Annotated in this window: 11 protein-coding genes and 2 pseudogenes; 3 read left to right on the top strand and 10 right to left on the bottom strand. The window is 54.5% G+C overall.

All coding sequences use genetic code 11. The features are described from left to right. The first annotated feature begins 17 nt into the window (after positions 1-17). Entirely contained in the window at positions 18-791 is a 774-nt protein-coding gene (pstB, locus tag ACQG19_RS24855; protein WP_008500183.1) for a phosphate ABC transporter ATP-binding protein PstB, read from the top strand. A gap of 14 nt (positions 792-805) precedes the next feature. Further along, positions 806-1,531, top strand: coding sequence for a phosphate signaling complex protein PhoU (gene phoU, locus ACQG19_RS24860; RefSeq protein WP_008500182.1), 726 nt, complete (start codon positions 806-808; stop codon positions 1,529-1,531). A 50-nt stretch (positions 1,532-1,581) separates the two neighbouring features. Here phoU and yieH read toward each other — a convergent pair whose 3' ends face one another. Next, a complete protein-coding gene (yieH, locus tag ACQG19_RS24865) occupies positions 1,582-2,247 on the bottom strand; it encodes a 6-phosphogluconate phosphatase (protein WP_013099413.1) in 666 nt (221 codons plus the stop codon). A 165-nt stretch (positions 2,248-2,412) separates the two neighbouring features. Between yieH and adeP the strand changes: the two genes are divergently transcribed. Then, positions 2,413-3,750 carry an adenine permease AdeP gene (gene adeP / locus ACQG19_RS24870; protein ID WP_023621401.1) on the top strand — a complete coding sequence of 446 codons (1,338 nt, stop codon included), beginning with the start codon at positions 2,413-2,415 and terminating at the stop codon, positions 3,748-3,750. 61 nt (positions 3,751-3,811) lie between these two features. Here the strand turns inward: adeP and ACQG19_RS24875 are convergent, their stop codons facing one another. The 9 genes and pseudogenes from ACQG19_RS24875 to rpmH form a co-directional block, all read right to left on the bottom strand. After that, positions 3,812-4,378, bottom strand: coding sequence for an NADPH-dependent FMN reductase (locus ACQG19_RS24875; RefSeq protein WP_013099415.1), 567 nt, complete (start codon positions 4,376-4,378; stop codon positions 3,812-3,814). A gap of 36 nt (positions 4,379-4,414) precedes the next feature. Beyond that, the gene (locus ACQG19_RS24880) at positions 4,415-5,161 is read right to left on the bottom strand and encodes a 4'-phosphopantetheinyl transferase family protein (protein WP_246932853.1); all 747 of its coding nucleotides are present in this window, start codon (positions 5,159-5,161) and stop codon (positions 4,415-4,417) included. Positions 5,162-5,310: 149 nt separating this feature from the next. After that, a pseudogene (locus tag ACQG19_RS24885) lies at positions 5,311-5,391 on the bottom strand (hypothetical protein); the annotation flags it as partial. Between the two features lie 60 nt (positions 5,392-5,451). Then, a pseudogene (locus tag ACQG19_RS24890) lies at positions 5,452-5,619 on the bottom strand (multidrug transporter subunit MdtL); the annotation flags it as partial. Positions 5,620-5,716: 97 nt separating this feature from the next. Further along, complete coding sequence (gene mnmE, locus ACQG19_RS24895) at positions 5,717-7,081, bottom strand: tRNA uridine-5-carboxymethylaminomethyl(34) synthesis GTPase MnmE (protein WP_058678965.1); 1,365 nt, start codon at positions 7,079-7,081, stop codon at positions 5,717-5,719. Positions 7,082-7,153: 72 nt separating this feature from the next. Continuing rightward, the gene (yidC, locus tag ACQG19_RS24900) at positions 7,154-8,794 is read right to left on the bottom strand and encodes a membrane protein insertase YidC (protein ID WP_020685445.1); all 1,641 of its coding nucleotides are present in this window, start codon (positions 8,792-8,794) and stop codon (positions 7,154-7,156) included. Positions 8,795-8,796: 2 nt separating this feature from the next. After that, on the bottom strand, positions 8,797-9,054 hold the full coding sequence (yidD, locus tag ACQG19_RS24905; RefSeq protein ID WP_001307474.1) for a membrane protein insertion efficiency factor YidD: 258 nt from the start codon (positions 9,052-9,054) through the stop codon (positions 8,797-8,799). Continuing rightward, on the bottom strand, positions 9,018-9,377 hold the full coding sequence (gene rnpA, locus ACQG19_RS24910) for a ribonuclease P protein component (RefSeq protein ID WP_028028049.1): 360 nt from the start codon (positions 9,375-9,377) through the stop codon (positions 9,018-9,020). The genes yidD and rnpA overlap by 37 nt, the downstream gene beginning before the upstream one ends. Positions 9,378-9,393: 16 nt before the next feature. Next, the gene (rpmH, locus tag ACQG19_RS24915; RefSeq protein ID WP_000831330.1) at positions 9,394-9,534 is read right to left on the bottom strand and encodes a 50S ribosomal protein L34; all 141 of its coding nucleotides are present in this window, start codon (positions 9,532-9,534) and stop codon (positions 9,394-9,396) included. Positions 9,535-10,171 lie beyond the last annotated feature (637 nt).

Below are 10,171 nucleotides of genomic sequence, written 5' to 3' on the forward strand. Positions count from 1 at the left end.
AATGAGGAAATGAGTCAATGAGTATGGTTGATACTGCCCCGGGTAAGATTCAGGTTCGTGATTTGAACTTCTACTACGGCAAATTCCATGCCCTGAAGAATATCAACCTGGATATCGCGAAGAACCAGGTAACGGCATTCATCGGTCCGTCCGGCTGTGGTAAATCCACGCTGCTGCGCACCTTTAACAAAATGTACTCGCTCTATCCAGAGCAGCGTGCCGAAGGCGAAATCATCCTGGACGGTGAAAACATTCTGACCCAGGCTCAGGATATCGCCCTGCTGCGCGCGAAAGTGGGCATGGTTTTCCAGAAACCGACGCCGTTCCCGATGTCGATTTACGACAACATCGCGTTTGGCGTACGCCTGTTTGAAAAGCTCTCCCGTGCCGATATGGACGAGCGCGTGCAGTGGGCCTTGACCAAGGCCGCATTATGGAACGAAACCAAAGATAAGTTGCACCAGAGCGGTTACTCTCTCTCCGGCGGGCAGCAGCAGCGTCTGTGCATTGCGCGTGGAATCGCGATCCGCCCGGAAGTGTTGCTGCTGGATGAGCCATGTTCAGCGCTGGACCCGATCTCAACCGGTCGTATCGAAGAGCTGATCACCGAGCTGAAGCAGGATTACACCGTGGTTATCGTGACCCACAACATGCAGCAGGCTGCGCGTTGCTCCGACCACACGGCATTTATGTACCTGGGCGAGTTGATTGAGTTCAGTAACACGGACGATCTGTTCACCAAGCCCGCTAAAAAGCAAACAGAAGACTATATCACCGGTCGTTACGGTTGATTCAGGAGCGCGCTATGGACAATCTCAATCTTAATAAACACATTTCCGGCCAGTTCAACGCAGAGCTGGAAAGTATTCGCACTCAGGTCATGACCATGGGTGGCATGGTCGAGCAACAGCTTTCTGATGCGATCACGGCGATGCATAACCAGGACAGCGAACTGGCGAAGCGCGTTATCGAAGGCGATAAAAACGTCAACATGATGGAAGTGGCGATTGACGAAGCGTGTGTGCGCATCATCGCCAAGCGTCAGCCGACGGCGAGCGACCTGCGTCTGGTGATGGCCATCATCAAAACCATCGCCGAGCTGGAACGTATCGGTGACGTAGCGGATAAAATCTGCCGCACCGCGCTGGAGAAATTCTCTCAGCAGCACCAGCCGCTGCTGGTGAGCCTGGAGTCGCTGGGCCGCCACACGGTGCAGATGCTGCACGACGTGCTGGATGCCTTTGCGCGTATGGATCTGGATGAAGCGGTACGTATCTACCGTGAAGACAAGAAAGTCGACCAGGAGTATGAAGGCATTGTGCGCCAGCTGATGACCTACATGATGGAAGATTCACGTACGATCCCAAGCGTACTGACCGCCCTGTTCTGCGCGCGCTCTATCGAGCGTATCGGCGACCGCTGCCAGAACATTTGCGAATACATTTTCTACTTCGTGAAAGGTCAGGACTTCCGTCACGTGGGCGGCGACGAACTGGACAAACTGCTGGCGGGTAAAGATCCGAAAGAGTAATCGGTGGTTAAAATGCCCGGTGGCGCTGCGCTTACCGGGCCTACAAAAACCTATCGTGTAATATTCCACCCGCGCGCCTTCCACAATTCCGGCAACTGCGCCAGATCGGTAAAGGTCGTCACTTTTGGATGATCGATCGGCTTGTTGTGCGGGTCGGCACAGAAATAAAACACTTCCATTCCTGCATCAATGCCCGACTGCGCGCCCGCGGACGAGTCATCCACCAGAATACAGTTCTCTACGTTGACGTTCATTGCGTTTGCCGCATGGAACATCAGCGCAGGATCTGGCTTCCAGCGTTGAATATCGTAGCCGCTGAACAATTTTTCCGGGAAGTGGTGCAGCATCTCAAGCTTACCCAGCGAGTGCTGCATTTTGCTGACCGGTCCGTTAGACACCACGCAGATCGGTACCGTCATGGCATCCAGCAGCGCGTTTGCGCCAGCAATGACCTCCAGCTCAGAATCGAACAGGCGTGCGACCTCGGCGCGGTACACCGGTTCCAGATCCGTTTTTGCCAGATCCACACCGTGTTCGGCGTTAATGATGTCGATGATCTCGTACAGCTTCACGCCCTTAAAGCGTTTGAACACCTCGTCGAGATCGAGCGTAATACCAAATTCCTGGAACATGGCGACATACGCGCGGGAACAAATGACCTCACTGTCGACCAGCGTACCGTCGCAGTCGAAAAATACCGCTTCAATTCCGGACATGCCTTTCCCTTTTTACAAGTTTAACGTTTACGTACTGCAGTTCAACGAGACGCAATCGTTGCCGTATAAGCAAAATCAATGAAAAAAGTATCTCGTAACCGCCACTATTGTCGCATTTTGGTATAGGATAGCGACGAATTTTCCCTCCTTGTTCGGAAATTGATGATGAGTCAACAACACACAACCCAGACATCGGGTCAGGGTCTGCTTGAGCGCGTGTTTAAACTGCGCGAGCACGGCACAACGGCACGCACCGAAGTGATCGCCGGTTTTACCACCTTCCTGACGATGGTCTATATCGTTTTTGTTAACCCACAAATTCTGGGCGTTGCTGGCATGGATACCAGCGCCGTCTTCGTGACTACCTGCCTGATCGCTGCACTTGGCAGCATTCTGATGGGCGTGTTTGCTAACCTGCCGGTCGCACTGGCCCCGGCGATGGGTCTTAACGCATTCTTTGCGTTCGTGGTGGTTCAGGCGATGGGGCTGCCGTGGCAAGTCGGCATGGGCGCTATCTTCTGGGGCGCGGTTGGTCTGCTGCTGCTGACTATTTTCCGCGTGCGTTACTGGATGATTGCTAACATTCCTGTCAGCCTGCGCGTGGGTATCACCAGCGGTATCGGTCTGTTCATCGGTATGATGGGGCTGAAAAATGCCGGTGTTATCGTCGCTAACCCGGAGACGCTGGTCAGCATAGGCCATCTGACCTCCCATAACGTGCTGCTGGGCGTGCTGGGCTTCTTTATCATCGCGATCCTCGCTTCCCGCAATATTCATGCGGCGGTGCTGGTATCCATCGTAGTGACCACCCTGCTGGGCTGGATGCTGGGTGACGTTCACTATAACGGCATTGTCTCCGCACCACCGAGCGTCTCTACCGTTATTGGCCATGTTGATCTGGCGGGTTCTCTGAATCTGGGTCTGGCGGGGGTGATTTTCTCCTTTATGCTGGTGAACCTGTTTGACTCCTCCGGCACGCTGATTGGCGTGACCGACAAAGCGGGCCTGGCGGATGAGAAAGGTAAATTTCCGCGCATGAAGCAGGCGCTGTTTGTGGACAGCATCTCCTCTGTCAGCGGTGCTTTTATCGGAACCTCTTCTGTTACCGCTTACATTGAGTCTTCTTCCGGTGTCTCCGTAGGGGGCCGTACCGGTCTGACCGCGGTAGTGGTGGGTATTCTGTTCCTGCTGGTGATCTTCCTTTCTCCACTGGCTGGCATGGTTCCACCGTATGCGGCTGCCGGTGCGCTGATTTACGTGGGGGTACTGATGACCTCCAGCCTGTCGCGCGTGAAGTGGGATGATTTAACCGAAGCGGTACCGGCGTTTATTACCGCGGTAATGATGCCGTTCAGTTTCTCTATTACTGAAGGTATCGCGCTGGGCTTTATCTCTTACTGCGTGATGAAGATTGGCACTGGTCGTTTCCGCGACCTCAGCCCGTGCGTCATCATTGTGGCGCTGCTGTTTGTGCTGAAGATTGTGTTTATCGACGCGAAATAAACATGTTTGCACCCTCTCCCGTGGGAGAGGGCTGGGGTGAGGGCATCAGCCCGCACCTCACTTAAGCCTTCACCCTCTTGATATAATCCCCAAACGCCGTCAGCTGGCCAGAGAGATGGTCACGCGTGCTCTGATCCACCACTTCACCCGTCTGCGGGTCGACTTTATTCTGAATCACTCCACCCATAAATTCCGGCTTGTTCATGACCATTGCATCCAGGAATACCAGGATCTGGCGCAGATGATACTGGCAGCGCGCACCACCAATGGCACCCATTGAACTGGTCTGAATCAACACCGGCTTACCGGAAAGCGGCTGCTCCGGCAGGCGGGATAGCCAGTCAATTGCGTTTTTCAGACCACCCGGAACCGAGTAGTTATACTCTGGCGTCACAATCACCACCCCGTCAGCCTGGCGAATCTGCTCAGCCAGCGCTTCGACGCTCTGCGGAAAGCCTTCTTCCTGCTGCACGTCCGCATCGTAAAGGGGAATGTCACCAATGGACGGCAGGGCGCTAATCTCCATACCCGCCGGAGCCAACTGTGGCAGCGTACGGGCAACCATCCCGTTAAATGAACCTTTGCGCAGGCTTCCCAGTAATGTAACGACTTTCAACGTTTCAGACATGATTACTCCTGTTTCATCATGATGACCCTGAACGGATCAGCTAAGGGTATATGCTTTTTCTGCCGGTAAACTGGTTAATCTCATCAGGCGCGCGGCGGGCTTGTTGGCTCGTTCGGGCACATCCGGAAGGCTACTCCATCCCTGTTTACTGTCAAATTCCCAGATTTTCAGCCGTTCAATGGCAGGTGTGACTGCTACAGACCAGATCAGTACATCCTCAACATCGCTGAGCGCTTCTACCAGCGCGGCTTGCGTGGAGCGCAGGCGTCCGGAGCCCGGCAGGAGTTGCAGCTGACTGGCATCGTCTGACGCGCAACCACAGAGCTTACGAATGCTCTGACGCAAGGTGATAAGCTGAGCCCGGGCTTCAGTGGGATCGTTCTGGTTGCGCACCCATAGCTGTTCATTGCTGGAGAGCGGGTAATCATCATGCGGGCTGGCGCCGTGAAAACCGCGTGTCGCGCGCTGAAGCTCCATATCCAGCCCGCAATCGCCTTCGGTGGTGAGTGCCACGCCAATAATATTGCCCGTATAGGCAATGGAGAAACGCGGCAGCTCCGGGTCGGCAAAGACCGGACGACCTTCAGGTTGGATGATGATGTCCGGCAGCTCACTGGTGCCGTACAGCATAAACAGCAGTTCAGCAAGAAGCGCCCGGGACGCCAAAAAACGCGACCGACGGTGCTCAGGAAGTTTGAGCGCTTCACTGTGACACGCTGAAGAAATTCTGGCCGATACGAGACGACCTTCTGTCAGTATCCCTCTTGCAAAGTGCGTAGCCATTTTTCGCTCCTTGATAATGGTCGTAGTCGGTTAAACGGTTACATCATTATCGCTTAACTCAACTCCTGTTTTAATCAGTAAATGATAGTAAGAAAAGGCTGAGGACCGAACTTTACATTTTCTTAGGCGAAAATTGGATCGCTGACACCCTATAACGCCTTGATGGTCTCGCGTAGCCAGAGGATTTTCGGATTATGGCTGTTCCGTTTATGCCAGATCTGCGTGAAGGGCTGGAGGACCATAAGTAAAGGGATGCAGAGCATGCTACAGCCAATCAGAATCCCGATCAGCATATTGCGCGCAAACGGCGTCAAGAACGAGACCGCCATACTGACCATCGTGGAATACTGCTCGCGATTAAAACCCATGGTTTCCATCAGCAGCACCAGGGAAACGGTTACATAGGTGAGGATCGCCGCCACGCACAGGGTAGCGTTCAATAACCGGCTAATAAAAAACGGTTCAGTAGCTTTCGGCCGGATGGCTCTCTTTGAGTACGGCAATCGACTGGACAAGGGTGATTTCCTGGGGGAAATCACCCTTCAGTAACGGGGGTCACTTACCAATACAGAAGCTCGAGAAGATCCTCCCCAGCAGATCGTCCGACGTGAACTCCCCGGTGATCTCACTCAGATTCTGCTGCGCCAGGCGCAGCTCTTCCGCCAGCAATTCTCCCGCCCATGCGCCAATCAGCTGCGCTTTGCCCTGCTCAAGGTGACGTGCCGCCTCTTCCAGCGCCTGCAGGTGGCGACGCCGCGCCAGGAAGCCGCCTTCCATGCTGGTGTCAAAGCCCATGCTCTGCTTGAGATGGTTACGCAGGTCGTCAACGCCCTCGCCGGTGCGGGCCGACAGACGGATAAGTGAGTGACCATTCACATCGCTGATGCCCAGCGTTTCGCCGGTGACGTCTGCTTTGTTACGCACTACGGTGATCGGCAGTTTAGCTGGCAGACGGGCGATAAAGTCCGGCCAGATCTCCGCCGGGTCTACGGCGTCGGTCGTGGTGCCATCTACCATAAACAGCACACGGTCGGCCTGCTCAATCTCCTGCCAGGCGCGCTCGATACCAATACGCTCCACTTCGTCGCTGGCATCACGCAGACCCGCAGTGTCGATGATATGCAACGGCATGCCGTCGATGTGAATATGCTCACGCAGCACGTCGCGGGTGGTCCCGGCGATGTCGGTCACGATCGCCGCCTCACGGCCCGCGAGGGCGTTCAGCAGGCTCGATTTACCGGCGTTTGGACGACCCGCGATGACCACCTTCATCCCTTCACGCAGCAGGCTCCCCTGGCGCGCTTCGGCGCGAACGGCATCGAGATCGGCCATCACGTCATTGAGCTGGGCTTCAATTTTACCGTCAGAGAGAAAGTCGATTTCTTCATCCGGGAAGTCAATCGCTGCTTCGACGTAGATCCTGAGGTGAGTAAGTGCTTCCACAAGGTGATTTACGCGTGCGGAAAACACGCCCTGCAACGAGTTCAGAGCAGAGCGAGCCGCCTGTTCAGAGCTGGCGTCGATCAGGTCTGCAATCGCCTCGGCTTGCGCCAGGTCGAGCTTGTCGTTGAGGAAGGCACGTTCGGAGAACTCGCCCGGCTTCGCAATGCGCAGGCCCGGCAGAGTCAGAATACGTTTTAACAGCAGGTCGAGGATGACCGGGCCACCGTGACCCTGCAGCTCCAGCACGTCTTCACCAGTAAAGGAGTTCGGGCCGGGGAACCACAGCGCAATGCCCTGGTCCAGTGGGGTACCGTCGCTGTCTTTAAACGGCAGATAATCAGCGTAGCGCGGCTTTGGCAGTTTACCCAGCACCGCTTCAGCGACCTCGCGCGCCTTCAGGCCGGAGATACGCAAAATGCCTACACCACCGCGTCCCGGTGGGGTTGCCTGGGCGACGATAGTGTCGTTATGGCTCATGGTTGCTCTCGTTCAATACAAATAAAAAAGGCGGTCAATCGACCGCCCTTATTTTAGCGTTAACTTACCGAATCAGGACTTTTTCTTTTCGCGGCTATGCAGGCCACGTTTTTCCAGACCACGGTAAATCAGCTGCTGCTGGATGATGGTCACCAGGTTGCTGACGATATAGTACAGCACCAGACCTGACGGGAACCACAGGAAGAACACGGTGAAGATGACCGGCATAAAGGTCATGATCTTCTGCTGCATCGGGTCGGTCACGGTGGTCGGAGACATCTTCTGGATGAAGAACATCGTCACGCCCATCAGGATCGGCAGGATGTAGTACGGGTCCTGTGCGGACAGGTCATGGATCCACAGCGCGAACGGCGCATGGCGCAGCTCAACGGAACCCATCAGCATGTAGTACAGCGCAAGGAAGATTGGCATCTGAATCAGCAGCGGGAAACAGCCACCCAGCGGGTTCACTTTCTCTGCTTTATACAGGGCCATCATCTCCTGGCTCTGACGCTGTTTGTCATCGCCCAGACGCTCGCGCATTGCCTGAATCTTCGGCTGCAGCATACGCATCTTCGCCATGGAGGTGTACTGCGCTTTGGTCAGCGGGTACATGATGCCACGTACGATGAAGGTGATAACGATGATGGAGAAGCCCCAGTTACCCAGGAAGCTGTGGATGAACTTCAGCAGCTTGAACAGCGGCTGAGAGATGAACCACAACCAGCCGTAGTCAACGGTCAGATCCAGGTGCGGTGCAACAGCAGCCATTTTGTCCTGGATTTCCGGGCCGACCCACAGGGTGCTTGCCAGCTTACCGGTTTGACCCGGCTGAACCAGAACCGGCTGAGATTTGTAGCCGATAGCCGCAATACCGTTGCCCAGATTCGCGGTGTAGAAGTTATTGGTACCGTCGTTATTTGGGATCCATGCCGTTGCGAAATACTGCTGCAACATTGCCACCCAACCGCCTTTGGAGCTGACGTTCAGGTTTTCGTTATCGGCAATGGTGTCGAATTTGTATTTCTCATACTTCGCGTCAGGCGTGGAGTATGCCGCGCCACGGAAGGTATGCAGCGCAAAGTTGCTGCTTCCGGTGTCACGGTGAGACGGCAGATTGATGGACTGCTTCAGCTGACCAAAGGTCGATACTTCAAGCGGTTTCGCACCGGCGTTCTGTACGCTGTAGCCCACGTTCACTGCATATTCACCGCGTTTCAGGGTGAAGGTTTTAGTGAAGGTGTTGCCTGCCGCGTCGGTGTAGGTCATCGGAATAACGAGTTCGTTCTGGCCATCAGCCAGTACAAAGGTGTCGTTTTCGACGTTGTACAGTGGACGCGCACCGTTAGCCGGGTTATCCGGGCCATCACGACCGGTCAGGCCGCTCTGCGCCTGGTAGATAAACTCTGGCGTGGTTTCCAGTAACTGGAAAGGCTCGGTAGACTTCAGCTCTTTCGGGTAGGTCAACAGCAGCGCCTGCTCAACATCACCACCACGGGTGTTGATAGTCAGCTCAAGCACATCGGTCTTAACCGTGATCTGTTTCCCCTGGCCACTGGCCGGTACGCCCTGGTCGGCGGCACTCCCCTGGCTGCTCGTTGTCTGCGTGGTCTGCTGCTGGGGTTGAGGATTTTTATCCTGCTCCCATGCCTGCCAGATCATGAAAGACACGAACAACAAAGCGATGATAAGAAGATTGCGTTGCGAATCCATCGTTAGTGTTCTCTGGTATCAAAGGGTCCTGGGGGGACGGGGTCGTCTCCACCTGGGTGTAAAGGGTGGCATTTTAATACGCGTTTCACCGTCAACCAACTGCCTTTTATCACTCCAAACCTGCGCAATGCCTCAATTCCGTAGCTTGAGCATGTTGGCGTGAAACGGCAGTGTGGCCCGAGTAGCGGACTAATCAGGCGTTGATAGACCCGAATGAGGGCTATCAGGACCCGCGAGCCAGGCGACAGTGGCGGCGCCATAATTTTTCCAACGCTTCCGAGAGAGCACGGTTATCGAGGTCGGCAACCCCTTTTTTCGCCACCACCACGAAATCCATAGAAGGCAGTTCGTGCTGACGTAAACGGAAGCTTTCACGCGTCAGACGTTTAATCCGGTTGCGTTCATGCGCACGCTTAACGTTTTTCTTGGCGACAGTAAGACCGATGCGGGGATGCCCCAGCGAATTTTGGCGGCCGAGGATGGTGATTTGCGGCGTGCCAGCCCGTAGTGGCTGCTGGAAGACGAAAGTGAAATGAGCGGGAGTTAACAAACGTAACTCCCTGGGAAATGCTAGCTTAACCACTCAGGGGTTAGCTTTATTACTTGGAAACGGTCAGACGAGCGCGGCCTTTAGCACGACGACGTGCCAGAACCTGACGACCATTTTTAGTAGCCATACGAGCACGGAAGCCGTGAGAACGGTTGCGCTTCAGTACAGACGGTTGAAAAGTGCGTTTCATGGCGATTTCTACCTAAACTTGAATAAATTCACTGACTTTTGCGTATACCCGAACGAGATTCGAACGACTAACGCCTCAGCGTGGGTGATTAAAGAGGCCGGATTGTAATAATTGTACACTCCGGAGTCAATTCTCTTTCCTTATTTCCCGCGTATTTCCGCACGATTTCGCGTGGAAAATGAGCAACGGACGACGCAGGAAGAAGAGCATCACGCGCCGGGTCGAGGATTATACGGTCTCATCAACAAAGCGCAAGGATCGTCCTGGATCTTCGTTAGATCATTTAAGCAAAAAATTGTCTGTTCTCATTAAATTTTCCAATATGCGGGCTAAATCGTGGGGCACTCCCGCCAGGATCGTTTACACTTACCCGGTTTCGGATCTTCCTGTGGATAAATCGGGAAGAATCTGTGAGAAACAGAAGATCTCTGGCTCAGTTTAGGCTATGATCCGCGGTCCCGATCGGGATCCAGCGATCCTGGCCGGGCATAAACACAATATCGTTCAGGTTGTTTCAACGATGGCGTGTATAACCGCAGATAGCGGTTCGCACATCCCCCTCATTGGGTCATGTCGATGTGCGCCAACAATCATGAATATTCAATAGTTTTCTTTTATTGTTCGAGTGGAGTCCGCC

This window comes from Enterobacter cloacae complex sp. 277I4 (assembly GCF_050031465.1).
GTDB classification, from domain to species: Bacteria; Pseudomonadota; Gammaproteobacteria; order Enterobacterales; family Enterobacteriaceae; genus Enterobacter; species Enterobacter cloacae.

Bases quoted from the DNA above. Each gene is read 5' to 3' on its own strand.
- pstB (WP_008500183.1), top strand. From the start codon at position 18: ATGAGTATGGTTGATACTGCCCCGGGTAAGATTCAGGTTCGTGATTTG.
- yidD (WP_001307474.1), bottom strand. From the start codon at position 9,054: ATGGCGCCGCCACTGTCGCCTGGCTCGCGGGTCCTGATAGCCCTCATT.
- ACQG19_RS24880 (WP_246932853.1), bottom strand. From the start codon at position 5,161: ATGGCTACGCACTTTGCAAGAGGGATACTGACAGAAGGTCGTCTCGTA.
- yieH (WP_013099413.1), bottom strand. From the start codon at position 2,247: ATGTCCGGAATTGAAGCGGTATTTTTCGACTGCGACGGTACGCTGGTC.
- mnmE (WP_058678965.1), bottom strand. From the start codon at position 7,081: ATGAGCCATAACGACACTATCGTCGCCCAGGCAACCCCACCGGGACGC.
- phoU (WP_008500182.1), top strand. From the start codon at position 806: ATGGACAATCTCAATCTTAATAAACACATTTCCGGCCAGTTCAACGCA.
- adeP (WP_023621401.1), top strand. From the start codon at position 2,413: ATGAGTCAACAACACACAACCCAGACATCGGGTCAGGGTCTGCTTGAG.
- yidC (WP_020685445.1), bottom strand. From the start codon at position 8,794: ATGGATTCGCAACGCAATCTTCTTATCATCGCTTTGTTGTTCGTGTCT.
- rpmH (WP_000831330.1), bottom strand. From the start codon at position 9,534: ATGAAACGCACTTTTCAACCGTCTGTACTGAAGCGCAACCGTTCTCAC.
- ACQG19_RS24875 (WP_013099415.1), bottom strand. From the start codon at position 4,378: ATGTCTGAAACGTTGAAAGTCGTTACATTACTGGGAAGCCTGCGCAAA.